The sequence below is a fragment of the Pseudomonas sp. R1-7 genome (assembly GCF_051132105.1).
Classification (GTDB): Bacteria; Pseudomonadota; Gammaproteobacteria; order Pseudomonadales; family Pseudomonadaceae; genus Aquipseudomonas.
On the sequence record NZ_CP071661.1, the window covers coordinates 433,726 to 456,775 of the forward strand.

Annotated in this window: 19 protein-coding genes; 15 read left to right on the forward strand and 4 right to left on the reverse strand. The window is 61.5% G+C overall.

Annotated elements, in window-relative coordinates; translation table 11 throughout:
- The first annotated feature begins 146 nt into the window (after positions 1-146).
- From J3P79_RS02005 to J3P79_RS02025, 5 genes are all read left to right on the forward strand, one after another.
- Positions 147-2,597 (forward strand): glycogen/starch/alpha-glucan phosphorylase, encoded by a 2,451-nt coding sequence (locus J3P79_RS02005; RefSeq protein ID WP_434607735.1) that lies wholly within the window; start codon positions 147-149, stop codon positions 2,595-2,597.
- Between the two features lie 231 nt (positions 2,598-2,828).
- Positions 2,829-6,446, forward strand: coding sequence for a DUF2339 domain-containing protein (locus tag J3P79_RS02010; RefSeq protein ID WP_434607737.1), 3,618 nt, complete (start codon positions 2,829-2,831; stop codon positions 6,444-6,446).
- A complete protein-coding gene (locus tag J3P79_RS02015) occupies positions 6,443-7,813 on the forward strand; it encodes a DUF3999 domain-containing protein (RefSeq protein WP_434607739.1) in 1,371 nt (456 codons plus the stop codon). The genes J3P79_RS02010 and J3P79_RS02015 overlap by 4 nt, the downstream gene beginning before the upstream one ends.
- A 248-nt stretch (positions 7,814-8,061) precedes the next feature.
- Complete coding sequence (locus J3P79_RS02020) at positions 8,062-9,072, forward strand: class 1 fructose-bisphosphatase (RefSeq protein ID WP_030141457.1); 1,011 nt, start codon at positions 8,062-8,064, stop codon at positions 9,070-9,072.
- A gap of 3 nt (positions 9,073-9,075) precedes the next feature.
- Positions 9,076-9,672, forward strand: coding sequence for a DUF924 family protein (locus J3P79_RS02025; protein WP_434607741.1), 597 nt, complete (start codon positions 9,076-9,078; stop codon positions 9,670-9,672).
- 8 nt (positions 9,673-9,680) lie between these two features.
- Here J3P79_RS02025 and J3P79_RS02030 read toward each other — a convergent pair whose 3' ends face one another.
- From J3P79_RS02030 to J3P79_RS02040, 3 genes are all read right to left on the reverse strand, one after another.
- Positions 9,681-10,013 (reverse strand): type II toxin-antitoxin system RelE/ParE family toxin, encoded by a 333-nt coding sequence (locus tag J3P79_RS02030; protein ID WP_434607743.1) that lies wholly within the window; start codon positions 10,011-10,013, stop codon positions 9,681-9,683.
- Complete coding sequence (locus J3P79_RS02035; protein WP_434607744.1) at positions 10,010-10,282, reverse strand: type II toxin-antitoxin system Phd/YefM family antitoxin; 273 nt, start codon at positions 10,280-10,282, stop codon at positions 10,010-10,012. The genes J3P79_RS02030 and J3P79_RS02035 overlap by 4 nt, the downstream gene beginning before the upstream one ends.
- A gap of 160 nt (positions 10,283-10,442) precedes the next feature.
- Entirely contained in the window at positions 10,443-12,335 is a 1,893-nt protein-coding gene (locus J3P79_RS02040; protein ID WP_434607746.1) for a methyl-accepting chemotaxis protein, read from the reverse strand.
- On the opposite strand from J3P79_RS02040, the gene J3P79_RS02045 reads away from it, so the two are divergent.
- From J3P79_RS02045 to J3P79_RS02055, 3 genes are all read left to right on the forward strand, one after another.
- Positions 12,322-12,504 (forward strand): hypothetical protein, encoded by a 183-nt coding sequence (locus tag J3P79_RS02045; RefSeq protein WP_434611640.1) that lies wholly within the window; start codon positions 12,322-12,324, stop codon positions 12,502-12,504. The two genes, J3P79_RS02040 and J3P79_RS02045, sit on opposite strands and share 14 nt — an antisense overlap.
- Before the next feature lie 115 nt (positions 12,505-12,619).
- On the forward strand, positions 12,620-12,874 hold the full coding sequence (locus J3P79_RS02050) for a hypothetical protein (protein ID WP_003186715.1): 255 nt from the start codon (positions 12,620-12,622) through the stop codon (positions 12,872-12,874).
- A 43-nt stretch (positions 12,875-12,917) separates the two neighbouring features.
- A complete protein-coding gene (locus J3P79_RS02055) occupies positions 12,918-13,487 on the forward strand; it encodes a lipocalin family protein (protein WP_434607747.1) in 570 nt (189 codons plus the stop codon).
- Positions 13,488-13,624: 137 nt separating this feature from the next.
- Here the strand turns inward: J3P79_RS02055 and J3P79_RS02060 are convergent, their stop codons facing one another.
- Positions 13,625-14,989: a formimidoylglutamate deiminase gene (locus J3P79_RS02060; protein ID WP_434607749.1), complete on the reverse strand. Its 1,365-nt coding sequence runs from the start codon at positions 14,987-14,989 to the stop codon at positions 13,625-13,627.
- A gap of 144 nt (positions 14,990-15,133) precedes the next feature.
- Here J3P79_RS02060 and hutC point away from each other — a divergent pair, with 144 nt between their 5' ends.
- From hutC to J3P79_RS02095, 7 genes are all read left to right on the forward strand, one after another.
- Positions 15,134-15,844 (forward strand): histidine utilization repressor, encoded by a 711-nt coding sequence (gene hutC, locus J3P79_RS02065; RefSeq protein ID WP_339481153.1) that lies wholly within the window; start codon positions 15,134-15,136, stop codon positions 15,842-15,844.
- Complete coding sequence (locus tag J3P79_RS02070) at positions 15,841-16,410, forward strand: HutD/Ves family protein (protein ID WP_434607751.1); 570 nt, start codon at positions 15,841-15,843, stop codon at positions 16,408-16,410. The genes hutC and J3P79_RS02070 overlap by 4 nt, the downstream gene beginning before the upstream one ends.
- A gap of 380 nt (positions 16,411-16,790) precedes the next feature.
- A complete protein-coding gene (gene hutU, locus J3P79_RS02075) occupies positions 16,791-18,479 on the forward strand; it encodes a urocanate hydratase (protein ID WP_434607753.1) in 1,689 nt (562 codons plus the stop codon).
- A 136-nt stretch (positions 18,480-18,615) separates the two neighbouring features.
- Positions 18,616-20,082 (forward strand): purine-cytosine permease family protein, encoded by a 1,467-nt coding sequence (locus tag J3P79_RS02080; protein WP_434607754.1) that lies wholly within the window; start codon positions 18,616-18,618, stop codon positions 20,080-20,082.
- Positions 20,083-20,152: 70 nt separating this feature from the next.
- Positions 20,153-21,121 carry an ABC transporter substrate-binding protein gene (locus tag J3P79_RS02085; protein ID WP_434607755.1) on the forward strand — a complete coding sequence of 323 codons (969 nt, stop codon included), beginning with the start codon at positions 20,153-20,155 and terminating at the stop codon, positions 21,119-21,121.
- Between the two features lie 71 nt (positions 21,122-21,192).
- Positions 21,193-22,044 carry an ABC transporter permease gene (locus tag J3P79_RS02090; RefSeq protein WP_181290757.1) on the forward strand — a complete coding sequence of 284 codons (852 nt, stop codon included), beginning with the start codon at positions 21,193-21,195 and terminating at the stop codon, positions 22,042-22,044.
- On the forward strand, positions 22,041-22,871 hold the full coding sequence (locus J3P79_RS02095; protein ID WP_434607756.1) for a quaternary amine ABC transporter ATP-binding protein: 831 nt from the start codon (positions 22,041-22,043) through the stop codon (positions 22,869-22,871). Before J3P79_RS02090 ends, J3P79_RS02095 begins: the two co-directional genes overlap by 4 nt.
- Positions 22,872-23,050 lie beyond the last annotated feature (179 nt).

Genomic DNA, 23,050 nt, shown 5'->3' on the forward strand with positions numbered 1-23,050 from the left:
GCACGGCCCCTGCATTCATTCGCCCATCGGCAATTCCTTGGCGACGATTCTCCGACGCTCGCGGAAAAACCACCGAACCAAGAGCCTGTACCGTCTGTCAGACCGACTAGGCTCAGACAATTCCATGCTCGTTCGAGGTCTCATCAATGACTCAAGAACCACTTGTTCGCGAAGCTGAGGTTGCGGCATTTCGCGACGCCGTGTTGACCAAACTCACTTATGCCGTCGGCAAGGACCCCGATCATGCGTTTGATCACGATTGGTTCGAAGCCATAGCCCTTGCCGCCCGCGACCACATGGTCGAACACTGGATGGACCACACGCGGCAGATCTACCGCAAGGGCCAGAAGCGCGTCTATTACCTCTCGCTGGAATTTCTGATTGGTCGTTTGCTCTACGACAGCCTGAGCAACCTCGGCCTGCTGGACACCGCTCGCGAAGCGTTGACGGAACTGGGCGTGGACCTTGAGCGCATCCGCCTGCTCGAGCCCGACGCGGCCCTGGGCAACGGCGGCCTTGGCCGTCTGGCGGCGTGCTTCATGGAGAGCATGTCCACACTGGGCATCGCCGGCCATGGCTACGGTATTCGTTACGAACACGGTTTGTTCCGCCAGGCGATTGTCGATGGCTGGCAGCAGGAGCAGACCGAGCACTGGCTCGATTTCGGCAACCCATGGGAGTTCGAGCGGCCGGAAGTGGTCTACCCGATCGGCTTTGGTGGTAGCGTCGAGACCGTCACCGACGACAGCGGCAAGACCCGCCAGGTCTGGTCCCCGGCCGAAACCGTGCGCGCCATTGCCTATGACACACCGGTGGTGGGTTGGCGCGGTGCCAGCGTTAACACCCTGCGCCTGTGGCGCGCCCGGGCCATGGAAGAGCTGCACCTGGAACGCTTCAATGCCGGCGACCACCTCGGTGCCGTGGCGGAAGTCGCCCGGGCCGAGAGTATCTCCCGCGTGCTGTACCCGGCCGACAGCACCGAGGCCGGCCAGGAACTGCGGCTGCGCCAGGAATATTTCTTCGTTGCCGCCTCGCTGCAAGACCTGCTGCGCCGTCATCGCAACATGCACACCTCAGTGTTGACGCTGGGCGATCACGCGGCGATCCAGCTCAACGACACGCACCCGTCCATCGCCGTGGCCGAGCTGATGCGCCAGCTGGTGGACGTCTACGACGTTGCGTGGGATGCGGCCTGGCAGATCACCCAGGACACGCTGTCCTACACCAACCACACGTTGCTGCCCGAAGCCCTGGAAACCTGGCCGGTGGGGCTGATGGAGCGCATGTTGCCCCGGCACATGCAGATCATCTACCTGATCAACGCCCAGCACATCGATTCGCTGCGGGCCAAGGGCGTGCATGATTTCGACGTGCTGCGCTCGGTGTCGTTGATCGAAGAGGACAACGGCCGCCGGGTACGCATGGGCAACCTGGCTTTCCTCGGTTCCCACAGCGTCAACGGCGTGTCCGGGCTGCATACCCAGTTGATGCGCAGCACGGTGTTTTCCGAGCTGCACAAGCTCTACCCCGAGCGGATCAACAACAAGACCAACGGCATCACCTTCCGCCGCTGGTTGTTCCAGGCCAACGCCGAATTGACCTCGATGATGGTCGACGCCCTTGGCCCGAGCGTGCTCGACAACCCCGAGGAACGCCTGATCGAGCTGGAGCCGTTCGCCGACAAGCCGGCGTTCCGCAAGCAGTTCGCCGAACAGCGGCTGCACAGCAAGAAAGCCTTGGCGTACCTGATTCACGAGCGCCTGGGCATCGCCGTCAATCCGGCGGCGATGTTCGACGTGCAGGTCAAGCGGATCCACGAGTACAAGCGTCAGTTGCTCAACCTGATGCACACCGTGGCGCTGTACCAGGCAATTCGCGCCGAGCCGGAAGTGGACTGGGTGCCGCGGGTGAAGATCTTCGCCGGCAAGGCTGCCGCCAGTTATCACCAGGCCAAACTGATCATCAAGCTGACCAACGACATCGCCCGGGTAGTGAACAACGACCCGACCGTGCGCGGCTTGCTCAAAGTGGTGTTCCTGCCCAACTACAACGTCAGCCTGGCCGAAAGCATCATCCCGGCGGCGGATTTGTCGGAGCAGATCTCCACGGCCGGTTTCGAAGCGTCGGGCACCAGCAACATGAAGTTCGGCCTCAATGGCGCGCTGACCATCGGCACCATGGACGGCGCCAACGTGGAAATGCACGAGCGCGTCGGCGGCGATCACATGTTCATCTTCGGTCTGACTGCCGAGCAGGTGGAAGCACGCAAGCGCAACGGTGAATTCAGCGCCGCGCCGGACATCGCTGCGTCCCATCGACTCAACGATGTGTTGCAGGCGATTCGTGGCGGGGTGTTCTCGCCGGACGATCCGATGCGTTACACCGGGCTGGTGGACTCGTTGGTGGATTACGACCGCTTCCTGGTCTGCGCCGATTTCGACGCCTACTGGAACGCCCAGGCCAAGGTCGAAGAAAAGTGGCACGACTCCAAGCAGTGGTGGCGCTCGGCGGTGCTCAATACCGCACGCATGGGCTGGTTCTCCTCGGACCGGACCATTCGCGAATACGCCACCGACATCTGGAAGGCCCTGGAGTAAACGTTGCAGGAAATGTGAGCGAAGCCCAACGGCGGTTGGGCTTCGTCGATATACTAAGCGCCAGATTCGCCGGGGTTGTGATGTCGTAGCCCAGTCATTGGCAGCACCAATATTCTAATGTGGGAGCGAGCAAGCCCGCTCCCACAAGAATTGTGCTGTTCCACTAGGCTGATCCAGGCACCACATCTTCCCGGTCATGCCCGTAACGGGCCGCTTAGGGATATCGACCATATGCAATGGATTTTGACACTGTTGGGCCTGGCACTCGGCTGGGTGGTGGATGAGTCGTTCGCCGATGCGCTGATAGGTGCGTTGGTCGGGCTCGGCATCGCCCAGTCGTTTCGCCTGGGGCGCCTGGGAAACCAGGCGGCCAGGCAACAGATCCTGTTGCAAGAGACCCAGCAGAGCGTGCTCACGTTGGAGGCGCGGCTGGCGGTTCTCGAGCGCGGCAAGGTCGCCGAACCGAGCGATCCGGCGCCGGCCCCCGAGGGTGTCGCGCCTCAAGTGGCGCAACCACGAACCCGCACCGAGCCGGAACTGGTCTGGGAGTTGCCGCCAGACCTCGAACCCGTTCCCGCCATGAGCACCCAGGCCAGCCAGCCGCTGCCTGACGATATCTGGACCCCTGCGCCAGCCGCTTCCACTCGGCGCGCCGATCGCGACTTCGCGCCGTTGCCCCTTGAACCGACGGCGCCTGCGCCCCCCCAAGGCCCGAATCTGTTCGACCGCGCCATCACGGGCGCGCGCAACTGGCTGTTCGGCGGCAACACCGTGCTGCGGGTCGGCGTGGTGCTGTTGTTCCTCGGCCTGGCGTTCCTGCTGCGCTACGCCACCGAAGGCATGGTGGTGCCGATCGAATTGCGTTATGCCGGCGTCGCGGCCAGCGCTTTGGGCCTGTTGGGCCTGGGCTGGTGGCTACGCCACCGCAACAGCAACTATGCGCTGATGCTGCAGGGGACGGGGATTGCCGTGCTGTACCTGACGGTGTTTGCCGCCATGCGCCTGCATCCGTTGCTCGATTCGAAGGCTGCGCTGGGCCTGCTGGTGGCGGTCACGGTGTTCTCGGCGATCCTGGCGGTTACCCAGAACGCCATGGGCCTGGCGGCGGCTGCCGCGCTGGGCGGGTTTGCCGCACCGATCCTGACCTCCACCGGCAGTGGCAACCATGTCGCGCTGTTCAGCTATTTCATCTTGCTTAATACCGGCATTCTCGCGATTGCCTGGTTCAAGGCCTGGCGCCTGCTCAACCTGATTGGCTTTGTCGGCACCTTTGGCATCGGTTTCGCCTGGGGGCTGCGTTCCTATGCGCCGCAATTGTTGTGGAGCACCGAACCGTTCCTCATCGTGTTTTTCCTGATGTACCTGGTGATCGGCTTGCTGTTTACCCGGCGCAAGCTGCTGGAAATGAGCGATGCGCCCGAAGATGACAGCCGGGACGCGATGTTGCGCTGGTCGGCACGCAAGGGCGACTACGTCGACGGCAGCATGCTGTTCGGCCCGCCCTTGGTAGGCTTCGGCTTGCAGTTCGCATTGGTGCAGCATCTGGAGTTCGCCGCGGCGTTCAGTGCCCTGGCCCTGGGCATGATCTACATGGGGCTGGCCCGCGTTTTGATGGGCGGTCGCGCTGTATTGTTGGCTGAAACCTGCCTCGCCTTGGGCGTGATTTTCGGCAGTCTGGCGATTCCGCTTGGCCTCGATGCCCGTTGGACTGCCGCAGCGTGGGCGGTGGAAGGCGCCGGCATCTTCTGGCTGGGCCTGCGCCAGCAGCGCCCCTTCGCGCGCATCTTTGCCCTGTTGCTGCAATTGGGATCGGCGCTGGCCTTCGTCAGCGAATTGCATCCAGGTGAAGGCAGCCTGCTGGAGGGGTCATGGCTGGGCGCGTTGATGCTCGGTTGTGCCTTGCTGTTCAGCTTCTACCAATTGCACAAGGCCGAGCCCGGGCATGTCGCGAGCTGGGAGCGTCAGGCTCAGCCTGTGCTGGCGGTACTGGGGCTGGGCTTCCTTTACTCGCTGGCGCCGCTGTTCTTCTTTACTCACGGCACCGCCATTGCCTGGGCCTTTGCTGGGCTGACGACGCTGTTTGTCGGCCTGCGCCTGCAATCAAGGGCCTTCCTGTTTACCGCGTTCGCCGTGCAACTGTTGGGCGGTGCGTTGTTCCTGATGCGCCTGCAAGGCGCGGAAGGGGATTCGACGGCCGTGTTCAATGCTGGCTGGAGCGGTTTGCTCAGTGCTTCGCTGATCGGCCTGGCACTGATCGGCGGCATGCTCCTGGCGGCTCGTGATGACATGGTGCGCAACGATGTCCGGTTGTTGCGCGGGTTGTCCGTGGTGTTGCTGGCGGGGCTGGTGCTGATCAATCTCGCGGTGCTGTTCGTTCTGCCTTGGCAAACGGCGAGCGGCGTTTGGGCGGCCAGCGGCCTGTTGATCATCTGGTTGAGCCTGTACCTGAAACAACGCGTGAGCTTTGTCTTCGGCTTGCTGCTGCAATTGCTTGGTGGTGCTGCCTTCCTCACTGCGGGGCCGTCGCTGCTGGGCCCGCTCAACGCCGAAGATCTCCGTCCGTTGGCCCATAGCGGCTTCTGGACGCCACTGGTACTGGGGCTGGCGGCGCTGGTGGGCGCATGGCGACTGCAACGGGCGCACTCGACGCAGGAGCTGGACGTCTTGAGCTTGCAGCGCCTCTCCGAGCTATTGCTGGTATGGGGCGCCGGTTGGTGGGCACTGGCGTGGGTCAGCGAAGTGCTGCGCTTTGCCCCGGCCAACCTGCAAGGCAGCTTGCTGTTGATTGTGGCGGCGACCAGCGTGGCGGTATGGAGCGTCTTGTCGCTGCGGTTGAAATGGCCGGCGTTGGGGCTGCTGTGCACCTTGCTGATTCCAGCGGCGGGCTGTGTGCTGTTGGCGACCGGGCACAGCCGTTATCATCCGGCGGCGGATTTCGGCTGGCTGGCCTGGTTGACGGTGTTCGCTGTGCATTTCGTGTCCTTGAAGCGGCTGGCGTCGACGCTGCCGGCCCAGGCGCGCAGTACAGCTCACGTGCTCGGTTGCTGGTTGCTGATGGCGGTATTGATGCTGGAGTTGCGTTACGGCCTTCTGCTGTTGTCCGAGCAGTACAACGCCTGGCGTTGGCTGGCCTGGGCGATTCTGCCGGGCCTTTACCTGGTGCTGGTGTCCACGCCGCGCACCTTGCCATGGCCGGTTTCTGCACAACCACGGGAATACCGCGTCTACGCGGCGGCGCCCATGGCGTTGTTGATGCTCGGCTGGTTCTGGCTGACCAACACCTTCAGCGACGGCAACTCGGAGCCACTGCCTTATGTGCCGCTGCTCAATCCCCTGGAGCTGGGCCTGCTGTTCGCCTTGTTCGGTATCTATGTGTGGGCCCGCAACGCCGTCGAGCAAACGACGACCCGTTGGAGTCGTATCGGTCATATTGCTCAGTTGATCGCCGGTGTTTCGCTGTTCGCGTTCTTCACTGCCCTGGTGATGCGCACGGCCCACCAGTGGATGGGTGTCCCGTACGAGCTGGATGCGTTGCTTGAGTCCATGTTCGTACAGGCCGGCTTGTCCATCGTCTGGACCTTGATTGCCTTGGGCCTGATGATCGGCGGGCACCTGCGCCATCGCCGAGAGGTGTGGCTGATCGGCGCGGCGTTGATCGCTGTCGTCGTGGCCAAGCTGTTCTTCGTTGAATTGAGTAACCGTGGCGGTCTGGCGCGGATCGTGTCGTTTATCGGCGTGGGGGTGTTGCTGCTGGTGGTGGGCTATTTTGCGCCGCTGCCACCCAAGCGCCCGGAGTCGGCCCCGGATGCCGAGCCGCCAATGCCTGTCAGTGAGGGAGTGTCGTCTTGAGTCGCAAATTGAGTCGAATCGGGCTGGGCGTGGTCGGGCTGTGGGCAGCCTTGTCGGCGACGGCGCAGGAGCAACCGCAGGATTTCGCCCATCAGGTGCCGTTGGCCTTGAGCGGCGAGGGGCCGTGGTATCGCTTGCCGTTGCCCTTGGATGTCCAGTTGCGGGCGCGGCAAACCGACCTCAGTGATGTGCGGGTCTTCAACGCCGCCGGGCAGGCCCAGGCCTACGCCTTGGTCCGTGAGTCGGCCCAGAGTCGAGAAAATCGCACCCTCACCGATGTGAAGTGGTTCCCGCTGTACAACGCGGCCGATGACAGTGAGCGCGCGCCCAGCGTGCGGGTGCAATCGAACGCCAACGGCACGCTGGTGGAAGTACAACCGTCCAGCCGACTCGAAGCGGGGGAAGAAGAACTGCGCGGCTGGCTGCTCGATGCCAGCGCAATCAAGGCCCCGCTGCAGCAACTGATCCTCGACTGGACCAGCGAACGCGACGGCTTCCAGCGTTTCAGCATCGAAGCCAGCGACGACTTGCAACACTGGCAGGCCTGGGGTGAGGGCCAGGTCGCACGGCTGACGTTTGCCGACGAGCGGGTCGAGCAGCACGAGGTGAGCTTGCCTGGCCAATCGGCGCGGTACTTGCGGTTGCTGTGGGATTCGCCGTCCTCGGCGCCGGTGCTGACCTCGGCCCAACTGCAAAGCGCCAGCCGCGAAAGCCTGCCGTTGCCGTTGGTCTGGTCGCAACCGCTCGCCGGCAGCACTACGAAGGCCGGCGAATACACCTGGCAGTTGCCGATGGGGGTGGACGTTGAACAGGTGCAGGTGGATCTCAGCGAGGCCAACAGCCTGGCGCCGGTGACCCTGGCCGGTCGCCGTGAAAGCAGCCATCCCTGGCAGCCAATGGGCGGCGGTTTGCTCTATCGCCTGACGCAGAACGGCCAGGACGTGCTGCAAAACCAACTGCAGCTGTCCGGCCAGACCGTTCAACAGTTGAAGCTGACGGTGGATGAGCGCGGCGGTGGCCTCGGCACCGAAGCCCCTGCACTGCGGTTTGCCGTGCGTGCGACCCAGGTGGTGTTCCTGGCTCGCGGCGAAGGGCCTTATACGCTGGCACTGGGCAGCGCGACGGTAAAGGCGGCCAGCCTGCCGTTGACCACGCTGATTCCAGACTACAAGCCGTCGCGCCTGGCGACGCTGGGCGCCGCGACGGTCAACGGGACGGCCACCTCGACGCCTGTGGTTGAAGCCACACCAGCGACTGCGGATACCAACTGGAAAAAGATCGGCTTGTGGGCGGTGCTGCTGCTCAGCGTGGTGTTCCTCGCGGCGATGGCCTTCAGTCTGCTGCGCAAGCCGCCGGTCAAGAGCTGAGGTGTGTTCATCGTCGGATCGCCGCTCGGAGCAAGCTCGCTCCCACAATAGGCCGCGTTCGTCAAAACAACTCGGTCAACTGTGGGAGCGAGCTTGCTCGCGATGGCGCCCTGTCATTCAACAGAAATACCCAAGCGAACCGACACCCCGTGAACTCAATCCTCCATATCCCGTCTCATAGGAGGAATTAAGTCCCGACTCGCGCTAAACTGCGCGGGTTTTCCGCCCCCTATTCTTCGGAGCCGTCCATGTCCCGCGTTACCTTGAGTCGCTATTTGATTGAGCAGACCCGCAGCAACAATACCCCTGCCGATCTGCGCTTTTTGATCGAAGTGGTGGCGCGTGCATGCAAGGAGATCAGCCACGCCGTGTCCAAGGGCGCGCTGGGCGGTGTCCTGGGCAGCATGGGCACCGAAAACGTGCAGGGCGAAGTGCAGAAGAAGCTCGACGTGCTCTCCAACGAAATCCTGCTGGAGGCCAACGAGTGGGGCGGTCACCTGGCCGGCATGGCGTCCGAGGAAATGGACAATGCCTACCAGATCCCGGGCAAATACCCGAAAGGCGCCTACCTGCTGGTATTCGACCCGCTGGACGGTTCGTCGAACATCGACATCAACGCGCCGGTCGGCACGATCTTCTCGGTATTGCGTTGCCCGAACGAGTACTTGAGCCAGAACGAAGCCCTGAATGAGAAGGCTTTCCTGCAACCAGGCACCGAGCAAGTCGCCGCCGGCTATGCCATCTACGGCCCTCAGACCATGTTGGTGCTGACCCTGGGCGACGGCGTCAAGGGCTTCACCCTGGACCGCGAAATGGGCAGCTTCGTACTCACCCACGAAGACATCACCATTCCTGAAACCACCCAGGAATTCGCCATCAACATGTCCAACCAGCGTCACTGGGAAGCTCCGGTACAGCGCTACGTCAGCGAATTGCTGGCTGGCGAAGAAGGCCCGTTGAAAAAGAATTACAACATGCGCTGGGTCGCCGCGATGGTTGCCGACGTACACCGCATCCTGACCCGTGGTGGCTTGTTCATGTACCCGCGCGACAGCCGCGAGCCGTCCAAGCCGGGCAAGCTGCGCCTGATGTACGAAGCCAACCCGATGTCGTTCCTGGTGGAGCAGGCGGGCGGCGCTTCCACCGACGGCCACCAGCGCATTCTCGACATCAAGCCTGAAGGCCTGCACCAGCGCGTTGCTGTGTTCCTCGGCTCGAAGGAAGAAGTGGCACGCGCCACGGCTTACCACAAGGAGTAAACCATGGCCGAGCCCTGGCAGCCGTTGCTCGATTGGTGGTTTGGCACAGCCGAAAAACCAGATGAGATTGCGGCTGTCAAGGGCAAGCTGTGGTTCGGCAAAGGCCACGATCGCCAGGCGCGAGAGCGCTTCGGCGATCTTGTCGAGCAAGCACTGGCCGGCGGATTGACCGATTGGGCGCAACGTCCGGAGGGTTGGCTGGCCCTGGTGCTGCTGCTGGATCAACTCCCGCGGATGATCTTTCGCAACACGCCCAAGGGCTTCTCCGGCGACCTGCGTGCCCAAGCGCTGGTGGCCCAGGGTTTGGCGGCGGGTTTCGACCAGCAACTACGACCGATCCAGCGCGTTTTCATCTACCTCGTCCTCGAACACTGCGAAAACCTGGCGGTGCAGAACGAAGCCGTGTCACGGTTCATCGAGCTGGTCCGGGAGCAACCCGAGGCGCAGCGGGCGGTGTTTGAAGACAACCTGGATTATGCCGAGCGGCATCAGAAGATCATCGCCCGGTTCGGACGCTTTCCCCATCGCAATGCGGTGTTGGGGCGAGAGTCCACGGCTGAGGAAGTGGAGTTTTTGAAGAGGCCTGGGTCGAGGTTTTAGTAAGTCGTTTAGGGGCTGCTTCGAAGCAATCGCTTCATCAGCAGAGCGGGCAAGCTCTTGCGGCTATCGGCGATGATATGGATATAGATCGTTTGGCCCCGCACCTCATAAATGATTCGGTTCATCCCTGACAATATCTGACGATACTGGCCGAGATTCAGCCTTTCGATTTCTTCTGGAATCGATCCTGCGTAAGGCAAGGTCTCCAAATGACGGATTGCCGTTTTTAGACTGGCGTAGGTGTTTTGCCAAGTTTGAAGAGAGAACCGTTCGATGAGGTATGTGCGGAGCTCTTTAAGATCTGTTTCAGCTGACTGAAGAACGACAATCTTTAAGCTCATTGGGCGTCGGCCTTGTCCAGTTCGCTGAAGATATCCTCGATTGCCCTGAATTTACCCTCTTCAATTTCCTGGTTGCCCATCGCCAGCAGCTTCAACAGGGCCATGGTGTCTTCTTGTTCTTCGAAACTTTTTACATCCATGACCACGAGCTTGGCTTCACCGTTTTGGGTGATGATCAACGGCTCTCTGCTCTCTGTGATGCTCTTGACGATTTCGGCGGTATGGCTCTTCAAATAGCTGATGGGTTTGATTTGTGATGAGAGTTTCATGGTGCGGGGCCTCGGAAGAACTGAACGGACTGAGTTTAGTCTTAATTCGGTCTTTCGTCAGGGTGTCGGTCTGATTTCCGCTGAGGGCTGATACCGCTTTCGTCAGATCGCCGCCCGGAGCCGGCTCCGGGCGGCGATCTGACGAAGGGCCCGCAAAGCGCTAGATCCGGAAGCTCCCCACCAGCTGCTTCAACCGCGCCGCTTGCTGTTCAAGGTCGGAACAGGCACGCAAGGTGGCTTGCAGGTTTTCCACGCCTTCCTGGTTCAGCGTATTGATCTCGTTGATGTCGACGTTGATCGACTCCACCACGGCGGTCTGTTCTTCGGTGGCGGTGGCAACGGACTGGTTCATGCCGTCGATTTCGCCGATGCGCTGGGTCACGCTGCCCAGGCGTTCGCCGGCCTGGTTGGCGATGCCGACGCTGCTTTCGCTCTGGCGCTGGCTGTCGGTCATGGTCAGTACTGCTTCCCGCGCACCGACTTGCAACTCTTCGATCATTTTCTGCACTTGCTGCGCTGAGTCCTGGGTGCGGTGGGCCAGGTTTCGCACTTCGTCGGCGACGACCGCGAAGCCGCGACCGGCTTCACCGGCCCGGGCCGCTTCGATGGCGGCGTTCAGGGCCAGCAGGTTGGTCTGCTGGGAGATGCTGGTGATCACTTCGAGAATCTGGCCGATGTTCACCGTGTTGCTGTTCAGGGTTTCGATGTTGCCGCACGAATCGCTGATCTTGGCCGACAGCTGTTGCATCGCCGTGATGGTTTTATCCACCACTTGCTGACCGTCTTCGGCCAGGTTGCGGGCCTCGCTGGAATGTTGCGAGGCGAGGGCGGCGTTCTGGGCGATTTCCTGGGCGGCGGCGCCGAGCTGGTTGATGGCCGCGGCCACGCTGCTGGTGCGCGACGCCTGCTGGTCCGAGTTGAACATCGACGAGTTGGATGCACTGACCACACGCAGGGCGACTTCATTGACCTGGCCGGTTGCTGAAGCCACCTCGCGGATCGAGGTGTGGATACGCTCGACGAAGCGGTTGAACGAGGTGCCCAGCGCGCCGAATTCATCATGGCCGTGGATGGTCAGGCGGCGGGTCAGGTCGCCTTCGCCTTCGGCGATATCGTGCATGGCGCGGCCCATGGTCAGCAGCGGTTGCATCAATACGCGGATGAGCATGCCCAGCAGGGCGATGATGAAGACCACGGCAATGACCATGGCGATCAACGCCGAGGTGCGGAATTCGCTGAGCATTGCCAGGGCGGTGTCTTTATCAAGCACCAGCGCCACGTACCAGTTGGCACCGGGGACGCCGTTGACCTGGGTGAAGGAGATGAACTGGGTCTTGCCGTCGAGCTCGACTTCTTTCACGCCCGGACTGATTTGAGGCGCGCCGTTGGGATAGGCCTCGGCGAGGGTCTTGAGCACGCGCTTGCTGTCGGGGTGAACGAGGATCTTGCCGTCGGCGCTGACGATAAAAGCATGGCCATGGCCGCCGAAATTCAGCGAGTTGATGATGGCGCTGACGCTCGACAGGTCGATGTCCGCCCCGGCTACGCCGATCATCTGGTTCTGGCGCTGTACCGGTGTCGCAACGGTAATGACCAACTTGCCGGACGAAGCCGCGATGTAGGGTTCGGTGACGATGGTTTGCTGGGCACTGTTGGCCGCCTTGTACCAGCCACGGGCGCGCGGGTCGTAGTCGGCGGCGCGATTGCCGGCTGGTATCGAAAACATCACGCCGTCGGTACCGCCGAAATAGCTGAGCTGGAAATTGCCGGTATAGGCGGGCAGGCCCACGGCGCGTTTCAGGCTGTCGGCACTGCTGCCGTCGATGGCGATTTGCTGGGCCAGCGATTGCAGCAACTGGATCCGGCCTTCAACCCACGTCTGGATATTGCGGCTGGTCAGGCTGCCGAGCTCCTGCATGGACGTCTCGGTGCTGGTGTTGAGACTTTGTCGCTGGCGGTAGTCGTTGAACAGGATGAAACAGGCGAATGCGACGGCCACCACAAGGGCGGCAGCCAACAAGATTTTGTGGCTGAATTTCATGTTTCTGGTCATTAAGAACGCTACCGCGAAGGGACGGGTCAAAAAGGGGAGTCAATTTGCCATAACGCAGGATTTTGCGCTGTTACTTTTTATCGGCGCAAAGGCCCGGCGCATCAGGCGTTGGGGCGCCCATCCCGACGAAAGGTTCGACGGCGTCACACTCCGGCTGATTCATCGGTGAAACACCTGCGCACAGCCAATAAATACTGGGGTCGTCAGGGAACCAGACAGGGGTTTTCTCTTCTAAGGATCAGGTTGGCACCCTGCCACCTCCCTTCCGTTCCAGGAGTTACACCATGTCGCTGCGATCTATCGCCCTGCTGTTTATGTGCGTCGTGTTGACCGCATGCAGCAAGGTCAACCAGGAAAACTATTCGAAGCTGTCGGCCGGGATGCCCAAGGCCGAAGTCGAGACGTTACTGGGGAAGCCGACTGACTGTTCGGGCGCGCTTGGCATGTCCAGTTGCACCTGGGGCGACCAGAAAAGCTTTATCAGCGTGCAGTACGCCGGTGACAAAGTGTTGATGTTTTCCGGCCAAGGCCTGAAGTAACCTGAAGTAAACCGGGGCCAAGCGCCCACGGGAGAAAAAAATAATGATGCGGTTAGTGTTTGTGCTTTTGGCCGGCCTGGTATTGGCTGGCTGTGCCACTTCTGGCGAAGATCCGTTGGCACCCAAGACCGTCAACAGTGTCAATCTCAAACGTTACCAAGGGACCTGGTACGAGCTGGCCCGCCTGCCGATGTATTTCCAGCGCAACTGCGCGCAATCCGAAGCCCATTACACGCTCAAGCCCGACGGCAACGTGGATGTGTTCAACCGCTGCCTGACTTCCGATTGGAAATGGGAAGAGGCCCGGGGCACGGCTTATCCGCAAGTGCCAGGCAAGACCGACAAGCTCTGGGTTGAATTCGATACTTGGTTTTCGAAAATCCTGCCGGGCGTGGCGAAGGGCGAATATTGGGTCTTGTATGTCAGCGATGACTACAAGACCGCCATCGTTGGCGATCCGAGCCGGCGCTACCTCTGGCTGCTGTCGCGCACGCCAACGGTCAAGGTCGATGTGCGAGAAGAGCTGCTGAGCAAGGCGCGCCAGCAGGGCTATGACACGACACGGTTGGTCTGGCGTGCGTCGGACCGGCAGATGGCCAAGACTTCGGACTGACAGTCACCCGAAAACCAATGTGGGAGCGAGCTTGCTCGCGATAGCGGACTTTCAATCAACATTCATGTTGAAGGTAAAGGCCTCATCGCGAGCAAGCTCGCTCCCACATTTGGTATCTATCACATTGATTTTTGGGGTCAGCCCAGCAGTTCGCGCAGCACTTGGGTAAACGCCCGGGCGCTTTCCTCTTCGCCGGCATGGCGGCCATCGCGCACAACCCACCGTCCGCCGACCATCACATCGCGCACCTGACGATCGCCGCCGGCAAACAGCCAACGATTGAGGATCCCGTCGCCCTGGGCCGTGGCCAGGTACGGGTCGTTGCCATCGAGCACCAGCCAGTCGGCGCGCTTGCCGACCTCGAACGCGCCGATGGGTTGGCCCAGAGCCTGGGCGCCCCCCTCCAATGCCGCGTCAAACAAGGTGCGGCCAACCATCGGCTGGTCCGCCCGATACAAGCGGTTGCGCCGTTGATCCCGCAGGCGTTGGCCATATTCCAGCCAGCGCAATTCTTCGACCACGCTCAATGACACATGGCTGTCGGAGCCAATACCGAGGCGTCCGCCTTGGGCGAGGAAGTCCACGGCTGGAAAAATCCCATCGCCCAGGTTCGCCTCTGTAGTCAGGCACAGACCGGCAATTGCCCGGCTCTTGGCCATCAGGCTGACTTCGTGTGGATTGGCGTGGGTGGCATGGACCAGGCACCAGCGCTGGTCGACTTCGGCGTTTTCGTACAGCCATTGCAGCGGACGGGCGCCGCTCCAGTTCAGGCAGTCGTCGACTTCCTTTTGCTGCTCGGCGATGTGGATGTGCACTGGGCAATCACGGTCACTGGCGGCCAGCACGTCGTGGATCTGCCCGGGTGTCACGGCGCGCAGCGAGTGGAAACACAAACCCAGCGCCTGGGACGGTCGCGCGGCCAGGATCGGCTGCAAGCGTGACTGGAGCTTCAGGTAGTTTTCGGTGCTGTTGATGAACCGGCGCTGCCCGTCATTGGGTGCCTGGCCACCAAAACCGGAATGGCTGTAGAGCACCGGCAGCAGCGTCAGGCCGATGCCGGCGGCGCTGGCGGCCTGGCTGATACGCAAGGCCAGTTCGGCCGGGTCGGCGTAAGGCGTGCCGTCGGTGTCGTGGTGTACATAATGGAATTCGGCAACCGAGGTGTAACCGGCCTTGAGCATTTCGATGTAAAGCTGTCGGGCGATGACACCGAGTTGGTCGGGGCTGATTTTTCCGACCAGGCGATACATCAGGTCGCGCCAGGTCCAGAAACTGTCGTTGGGATTGCCCGCCACTTCCGCCAGCCCGGCCATGGCCCGCTGGAACGCATGGGAATGCAGGTTAGGCATGCCCGGCAACAGCGGACCACCGAGCCGTTCGGCGCCGTCTGCGAGGGAATCGGCCTGGACATGGGTCAGGACGCCCTCGGCGTCGACTTCAAGACGTACATCATTGGCCCATCCATCAGGCAGCAGCGCACGCTCGGCAAAGAAGGCGGACATCGGTTGAACCTCGTTGCGTGTAATTTGTATATACATATACAGACGTTTGCCTGGCCGGTAAACTCCGGCAAGCTAGCAACCTTATTCGCAGAACAGGGAACCGCCGTGCCGACTCCGCCTGCCAAACCGCCTCTGGCCGCACACATGGGTGACAGTCCGGCGCCCTTGTACGCCCGCGTCAAACAGATGATCACCCAGCAGATCGACAGTGGAAACTGGCCGCCGCATTACCGCGTGCCGTCGGAAAGCGAGCTGGTCAGCCAGCTGGGTTTCAGTCGTATGACTATCAACCGTGCGCTGCGGGAAATGACCGCCGACGGCCTGTTGGTGCGCATGCAGGGTGTCGGCACGTTCGTGGCCGAGCCCAAGAGCCAGTCCGCGTTGTTCGAAGTACACAACATCGCCGACGAAATCGCCTCCCGTGGTCATCGGCATACCTGCAAGGTCATCACCCTGGAAGAAGAGGCGGCCGGCTCCGAGCGGGCCCTGGCCCTGGACATGCGCGAAGGCCAGAAAGTGTTCCACTCGTTGATCGTGCATTTCGAGAACGACATTCCCGTGCAAATCGAGGACCGTTTCGTCAATGCGCTGGTGGCGCCTGATTACCTCAAGCAGGACTTCACCGTGCAAACCCCCTACGCCTACCTGAACCAGGTTGCACCGCTGACCGAAGGCGAGCACGTGGTGGAGGCGATCCTGGCCGAGCCGAGCGAATGCAAGCTGTTGCAGATCGAAAAAGGCGAGCCTTGCCTGCTGATCCGCCGCCGCACCTGGTCCGGGCGTCAACCGGTGACCGCCGCACGCCTGATCCATCCGGGCTCCCGTCACAGTCTGGAAGGGCGTTTCCATAAATGAGCCAATTGAAGGTTTTACGCGCTGCGGATTACCCGCGCATGCCTTGGAAGAACGGTGGCGGCAGTACCGAGGAAATCACTCGTGATGCTGGTGCGGGCCTGGAAGGTTTTGGCTGGCGCCTGTCGATCGCCGATATTGGTGAGTCGGGTGGTTTTTCCACGTTCGCTGGCTACGAGCGGATCATCACGGTCTTGCAGGGGGACGGCATGACGCTGAATGTCGATGGCCATGCCACGCGACCTCTGCATCCGCTGGACCCTTTCGCGTTCAGCGGCGAGAGCCATGTGCATTGCACACTGCTGGGCGGGCCGATTCGTGACTTCAACCTGATCTACGCGCCGCAGCGCTACCAGGCGCGGCTGCAATGGTTGGGCGGCCAGCAGCGGTTTTTCAGCGAGGCGGGGACGGTGCTGGTGTTCAGTGCGGCCCCGACGCTTAGGGTCCAGATTGACGGGACTGTCGAGGCGCTGGGGCTTTATGACTGCCTGCAACTGCGCGGTAACACTGGGCTGCTGGAAATCACCTCCCACGGTCAATGCTGCGTGATCGAGCTGACGGCTCGCTAAATCCGGCGAAACGCTGTTGTGGCGAGGGAGCAGGCTTCCTCGCCACAACAGCTCACTTCATTGTTCCCTCCATGCGCACCAACTTGTTACCGAACGCCCCAGCGTGGCGCAACACCACGCTTTTATGTCCTTCCGTCTTCCCCCCAGAAACCCTCCTGAAAAATTTCATGCCGCTCGGCAGCCCTTCAATCACAGGGCTTTCAGCCCTATCCCCAATTTCTCTTGAACACTCCATCAACAAGTTGGCCGCTTGATTGCATATGCTTGTACATACAAGTAAAGACGTATGCGTATGAGTCACCGATATTCAACGCAACGTTCGTAGAAATCGCTGCCCACTGCCCGGGCTGGTCTGGATTGATCGCTGAGGAGTTTTTGCTGTGACCGACGCTACCCGCAAACCTGAAAAATACCGTGACGTTGAAATCCGCGCCCCTCGCGGCAACACGCTGACCGCCAAGAGCTGGCTGACTGAAGCGCCGCTGCGCATGCTGATGAACAACCTCGACCCGGAAGTGGCCGAGAACCCCAGGGAACTGGTGGTCTACGGTGGCATCGGCCGCGCGGCGCGCAACTGGGAGTGCTACGACAAGATCGTCGAAAGCCTGACCAACCTGAATGACGATGAAACCCTGCTGGTGCAATCCGGCAAGCCAGTAGGCGTGTTCAAGACCCACAGCAACGCCCCTCGCGTACTGATTGCCAACTCCAATCTGGTGCCGCATTGGGCCAGTTGGGAACACTTCAACGAACTCGATGCCAAGGGCCTGGCCATGTACGGCCAGATGACCGCCGGCAGCTGGATCTACATCGGCAGCCAGGGCATCGTGCAAGGCACTTATGAAACCTTCGTCGAGGCCGGTCGCCAGCATTACGACTCCAACCTCAAGGGCCGTTGGGTCCTGACCGCCGGCCTGGGCGGCATGGGCGGTGCGCAACCGCTGGCTGCGACGTTGGCCGGTGCGTGCTCGCTGAACATCGAGTGCCAGCAGGTGAGCATCGATTTCCGCCTGAAAACCCGCTACGTCGACGAGCAAGCCAAAGACCTCGACGACGCCTTGGCGCGCATCGAGAAATACACCGCTGAAGGCAAGGCCATTTCCATCGCGCTGTGTGGGAACGCGGCTGAAATCCTGCCGGAAATGGTCCGTCGTGGGGTGCGCCCAGACATGGTCACCGACCAGACCAGCGCCCACGACCCACTCAACGGCTACTTGCCGGCCGGCTGGACCTGGGACGAATACCGTGCCCGCGCCAAGACCGAACCCACCGCCGTGGTGAAGGCCGCCAAGCAATCGATGGCCATCCACGTCAAAGCCATGCTGGCCTTCCAGAAGATGGGCGTGCCGACCTTCGACTACGGCAACAACATCCGCCAGATGGCCCAGGAAGAGGGCGTCGAAAATGCCTTCGACTTCCCTGGTTTCGTCCCGGCCTATATCCGTCCGCTGTTCTGCCGTGGCATCGGCCCGTTCCGCTGGGCCGCGCTGTCGGGTGATCCGCAGGACATCTACAAGACCGACGCCAAGGTCAAGGAACTGATCCCCGACGACGCCCACCTGCACAACTGGTTGGACATGGCCCGCGAGCGCATCAGCTTCCAGGGCTTGCCGGCGCGTATCTGCTGGGTTGGCCTGGGCCAGCGCGCCAAGCTGGGCCTGGCGTTCAACGAGATGGTGCGCAGCGGTGAGTTGTCGGCGCCGATCGTCATCGGTCGCGACCACCTCGACTCTGGCTCCGTCGCCAGCCCCAACCGTGAAACCGAATCCATGCAGGACGGCTCCGACGCTGTTTCCGACTGGCCGCTGCTCAATGCCTTGCTCAACACCGCCAGCGGCGCGACCTGGGTTTCGCTGCACCACGGTGGCGGCGTCGGCATGGGCTTCTCCCAGCACTCGGGCATGGTCATCGTCTGCGACGGAACCGACGAAGCGGCCGAACGTATTGCTCGCGTCCTGCACAACGACCCGGGGACAGGTGTCATGCGTCATGCCGATGCCGGTTACCAGATCGCCATTGATTGCGCGAAGGAGCAAGGGCTGAACCTGCCGATGATCACTGGCAAGTAACCCCCGGTCTCTTGTGGGAGCGAGCTTGCTCGCGATAGCGATGAATCAGTACCGGTTCCGTCTACTGACACGCCCTCATCGCGAGCAAGCTCGCTCCACAGGGATGAATTGCAGAACAATCCACAGAGGTTGAACCATGGCTGTCACCAGCACACGCGAACACAGCAAGCCGTTGATCGAGAAACGTTCGATCGACTACATCCCGGAAGGGGAGCGACACGGCCGATTGTTGAGCCAGTTCACCCTCTGGATGGGGGCCAACCTGCAAATCACTGCAATCGTCACCGGTGCATTGGCGGTGGTGTTGGGCGGTGATGTGTTCTGGTCGTTGATCGGTTTGCTGATCGGCCAAGTGCTCGGCGGTGGCGTCATGGCCTTGCATGCCGCCCAAGGGCCCAAGCTGGGCCTGCCGCAGATGATCTCCAGCCGTGTGCAGTTCGGTGTGTATGGCGCGGCCATCCCGATCGTGCTGGTGTGCCTGATGTACCTGGGTTTCACTGCAACGGGAACCGTGCTTTCCGGCCAGGCGCTGGGCCAGTTGTTTAGCGTCAGTGACAGTGTCGGCATCCTCATTTTCGCCAGTGTCATCGTGCTGGTCACGGTGCTCGGCTATCGGGTGATTCACTTCATTGGCCGTGTCGCCAGCGTGATTGGTGTGATTGCCTTTGTTTACCTGTTCGCTCGCCTGATCAGCCAGACCGACGTTGGCGCACTCCTGCAGATCCGCCACTTCAGTTGGAGCAGTTTCCTGCTGGCGGTGTCGCTCGCGGCCTCCTGGCAGATCGCCTTCGGCCCCTATGTGGCGGACTATTCGCGTTACCTGCCGAGCAAGACGTCCTCGGTGAAAACCTTTTTTGCCGCAGGCGCCGGTTCAGTCATCGGCGCACAAGTGGCGATGATCCTCGGCGTATTTGCCGCCGCTTCGGCCAACGGCCAGTTCGCCGGTCATGAAGTGGCTTACATCGTTGGCCTGGGCGGGACCGGCGCCACCGCTGCGCTGCTGTACTTCAGCATCGCATTTGGCAAGGTCACCATCTCCACGCTGAACTCCTACGGCAGCTTCATGTGCATCGCGACCATCATCAGCGGGTTCCGCGGGCATGTGAACGTCACGCGCTTGCAGCGCCTGGTGTTCGTGCTGTTCATCGTTGGCGCCGCGACCTTGATCGCGCTGCTCGGCCAGCACTCGTTCCTTGGTGCGTTCAAGTCCTTCATCTTGTTCTTGCTGGCGTTCTTCACGCCGTGGAGCGCGATCAACCTGGTGGATTACTACTGCATCACGCGCGAGCGCTATGACGTGCCGGCACTGAACGACCCGAACGGCCGTTATGGTCGTTGGAACGCCTTGGGTATCAGCGTCTATGTCTTCGGTGTTCTGGTCCAATTGCCGTTCATTGCAACCAAGTTCTATACCGGGCCGCTGGTGAAAGCCATGGGCGGCGTGGATATCTCCTGGATCATCGGCCTGGTGGTCCCGGCGGCGCTGTACTACGTCCTCGCCAAGAAGTGGCACAGCGCAGTACCCGATCAATTGATCCTGCCGGTCGAGCAGGACGCGGTTGACGCACAACCGAGCAGGGCGGGCCGCATCCAAGCGGTCTGATGGGACGTTGACAGGGCTGGATGCCTCTTGACTGCCGTAAGCCAATCCAACTGATTAGGAGCGTCACATAATGAAGTCGAACAAGACCCTGCTGACCGCATTGCTTTCCATGGGCCTGCTGGCCAGCGCTGGCGCCACGCAAGCGGCCGGTTGGTGCGAGTCGGGCAAACCGGTGAAGTTCGCCGGCCTGAACTGGGAAAGCGGCATGTTGCTGACCGACGTGATGCAAGTGGTGCTGGACAAGGGTTACGGCTGCAAGACCGATAGCCTGCCGGGGAACTCCATCACCATGGAAAACGCGCTGAGCAGCAACGACATCCAGGTATTCGCCGAAGAGTGGGTCGGCCGCAGCGAAGTGTGGAACAAGGCCGAGAAGGCCGGCAAGGTGGTCGGTGTCGGTGCCCCGGTCGTCGGTGCCATCGAAGGCTGGTATGTGCCGCGCTACGTGGTTGAAGGCGATGCCAAGCGCAAGCTCGAAGCCAAGGCCCCGGGCCTGAAGAACATCGCCGACCTGGGCCAGTACGCCGCCGTGTTCAAGGATCCGGAAGAGCCGTCCAAGGGCCGCTTCTACAACTGCCCGGCCGGCTGGACCTGCGAGCTGGACAACAGCGAAATGCTGAAAAGCTACGGCCTGGAAAAAACCTACACCAACTTCCGTCCAGGCACCGGCCCGGCCCTGGATGCGGCGGTGCTGTCGAGCTACAAGCGTGGCGAGCCGATCCTGTTCTACTACTGGTCGCCAACGCCGCTGATGGGCCAGGTGGACCTGGTCAAACTCGAAGAAAAACCGGGCGTGGATAAAAGCGTGAGCATCAAGGTCGGCCTGTCCAAGACCTTCCACGACGAAGCCCCGGAACTGGTGGCGGTGCTGGAAAAGGTCAACCTGCCGATCGATATCCTGAACCAGAACCTCGGGCGCATGGCCAAAGAGCGGATCGAGTCGCCGAAACTGGCGAAGATCTTCCTGAAGGAACATCCTGAAGTCTGGCACGCCTGGGTCAGTGAAGACGCTGCCAAGAAAATCGACGCGGCTCTGTAGGTCGAATCTTTCCCGGCCAACCGTGGGGCTGGCCGGGACGTTCACCGCATCCACCTGATCGAGAGTCTCTTATGTTTCCCGAAAGCTTTACCTTCTCCATCGCCGACTGGGTCAACGGTTGGGTCGATTCCCTGGTGACCAACTATGGCGATGTGTTCCGGCACATCTCCGACACCCTGCTGTGGGCCATCGTCAACCTCGAAGGCTTGCTGCGCATGGCGCCCTGGTGGTTGATGCTGGCCATCGTCGGCGGCGTTGCCTGGCACGCCACGCGCAAGGTTGTCGCCACGGCGGTGATCGTCGGCCTGCTGTTCCTGGTGGGCGCGGTGGGCCTGTGGGACAAACTGATGCAGACCCTCGCCCTGATGCTGGTGGCGACGCTGATCTCGGTGATGATCGGCATTCCCCTGGGCATTCTCTCGGCGCGCAGCAATCGCCTGCGTTCGGTGCTGATGCCGCTGCTGGACATCATGCAGACCATGCCGAGCTTCGTGTACCTGATTCCGGTGTTGATGCTGTTCGGCCTGGGCAAGGTCCCGGCGATCTTCGCCACGGTGATCTACGCCGCGCCACCCTTGATTCGCCTGACCGACCTGGGCATCCGCCAGGTGGACGGCGAAGTGATGGAAGCCATCAACGCCTTCGGCGCCAACCGCTGGCAACAGCTGTTCGGCGTGCAACTGCCCCTGGCCCTGCCGAGCATCATGGCCGGGATCAACCAGACCACCATGATGGCCCTGTCGATGGTGGTCATCGCCTCGATGATCGGCGCCCGTGGCCTGGGCGAAGACGTGCTGGTGGGCATCCAGACACTCAACGTCGGGCGTGGCCTCGAAGCGGGCCTGGCCATCGTGATTCTCGCCGTGGTCATCGACCGCATTACCCAGGCCTATGGTCGTCCTCGGCATGAGGTGAGCAAATGAGCAACGCAGCCGTCAGCAAGATCGAAGTCAAGAACGTCTTCAAGATTTTCGGCAACCGCTCCAAGGACGCCCTGGAGCTGATTCGCCAGAACAAGACCAAGGACCAGGTGCTGGCCGAAACCGGCTGCGTGGTCGGCGTGAATGATCTGTCGCTGAGCATCGGCACCGGTGAGATCTTCGTGATCATGGGCCTGTCCGGCTCCGGCAAGTCCACCCTGGTGCGCCATTTCAATCGGTTGATCGACCCCACCAGCGGCGCGATCCTGGTGGACGGCGAAGACATCCTGCAACTGGATATGGACGCCCTGCGCGAGTTTCGCCGGCACAAGATCAGCATGGTGTTCCAGAGCTTCGGCCTGTTGCCCCACAAGAGCGTGCTGGACAACGTCGCCTACGGCTTGAAGGTGCGCGGCGAAAGCAAACAGGTGTGCGCCGAGCGCGCGCTGCACTGGATCAACACCGTGGGCCTCAAAGGCTACGAGAACAAATACCCGCACCAGCTCTCCGGCGGCATGCGCCAGCGTGTTGGCCTGGCCCGTGCCCTGGCGGCGGACACTGACATCATCCTGATGGACGAAGCCTTCAGCGCCCTCGATCCGCTGATCCGTGCGGAAATGCAGGATCAATTGCTGGAACTGCAAAAGACCCTGCACAAGACCATCGTCTTCATCACCCATGACCTCGACGAGGCCGTGCGCATCGGTAACCGCATCGCGATTCTCAAGGACGGCAAGCTGATCCAGGTCGGCACGCCGCGGGAGATCCTGCACTCGCCGGCAGATGAGTATGTCGATCGGTTTGTGCAGCGCAGGGCGGCGGTGGTGTAAAGGTCGGACATCCTTGTGGCGAGGGGACTCATCCCCGTTGGGGCGCGTAGCGCCCCCAAGACAGCTGAATGCAATTGGCCAGATGCACCGAGGCGACAGTTTTTGGGCCTGCTTCGCAGCCCAGCGGGGATAAATCCCCTCGCCACAAATGCCATTGGCAACTTTATGTGTATGAGGTT

Coding starts and splice junctions, on each gene's coding strand:
- J3P79_RS02005 (WP_434607735.1), top strand. CDS start 147: ATGACTCAAGAACCACTTGTTCGCGAAGCTGAGGTTGCGGCATTTCGC.
- J3P79_RS02010 (WP_434607737.1), top strand. CDS start 2,829: ATGCAATGGATTTTGACACTGTTGGGCCTGGCACTCGGCTGGGTGGTG.
- J3P79_RS02020 (WP_030141457.1), top strand. CDS start 8,062: ATGTCCCGCGTTACCTTGAGTCGCTATTTGATTGAGCAGACCCGCAGC.
- J3P79_RS02025 (WP_434607741.1), top strand. CDS start 9,076: ATGGCCGAGCCCTGGCAGCCGTTGCTCGATTGGTGGTTTGGCACAGCC.
- J3P79_RS02030 (WP_434607743.1), bottom strand. CDS start 10,013: ATGAGCTTAAAGATTGTCGTTCTTCAGTCAGCTGAAACAGATCTTAAA.
- J3P79_RS02035 (WP_434607744.1), bottom strand. CDS start 10,282: ATGAAACTCTCATCACAAATCAAACCCATCAGCTATTTGAAGAGCCAT.
- J3P79_RS02045 (WP_434611640.1), top strand. CDS start 12,322: ATGTTTCTGGTCATTAAGAACGCTACCGCGAAGGGACGGGTCAAAAAG.
- J3P79_RS02040 (WP_434607746.1), bottom strand. CDS start 12,335: ATGACCAGAAACATGAAATTCAGCCACAAAATCTTGTTGGCTGCCGCC.
- J3P79_RS02050 (WP_003186715.1), top strand. CDS start 12,620: ATGTCGCTGCGATCTATCGCCCTGCTGTTTATGTGCGTCGTGTTGACC.
- J3P79_RS02055 (WP_434607747.1), top strand. CDS start 12,918: ATGATGCGGTTAGTGTTTGTGCTTTTGGCCGGCCTGGTATTGGCTGGC.
- J3P79_RS02060 (WP_434607749.1), bottom strand. CDS start 14,989: ATGTCCGCCTTCTTTGCCGAGCGTGCGCTGCTGCCTGATGGATGGGCC.
- hutC (WP_339481153.1), top strand. CDS start 15,134: ATGGGTGACAGTCCGGCGCCCTTGTACGCCCGCGTCAAACAGATGATC.
- J3P79_RS02070 (WP_434607751.1), top strand. CDS start 15,841: ATGAGCCAATTGAAGGTTTTACGCGCTGCGGATTACCCGCGCATGCCT.
- J3P79_RS02080 (WP_434607754.1), top strand. CDS start 18,616: ATGGCTGTCACCAGCACACGCGAACACAGCAAGCCGTTGATCGAGAAA.
- J3P79_RS02085 (WP_434607755.1), top strand. CDS start 20,153: ATGAAGTCGAACAAGACCCTGCTGACCGCATTGCTTTCCATGGGCCTG.
- J3P79_RS02090 (WP_181290757.1), top strand. CDS start 21,193: ATGTTTCCCGAAAGCTTTACCTTCTCCATCGCCGACTGGGTCAACGGT.
- J3P79_RS02095 (WP_434607756.1), top strand. CDS start 22,041: ATGAGCAACGCAGCCGTCAGCAAGATCGAAGTCAAGAACGTCTTCAAG.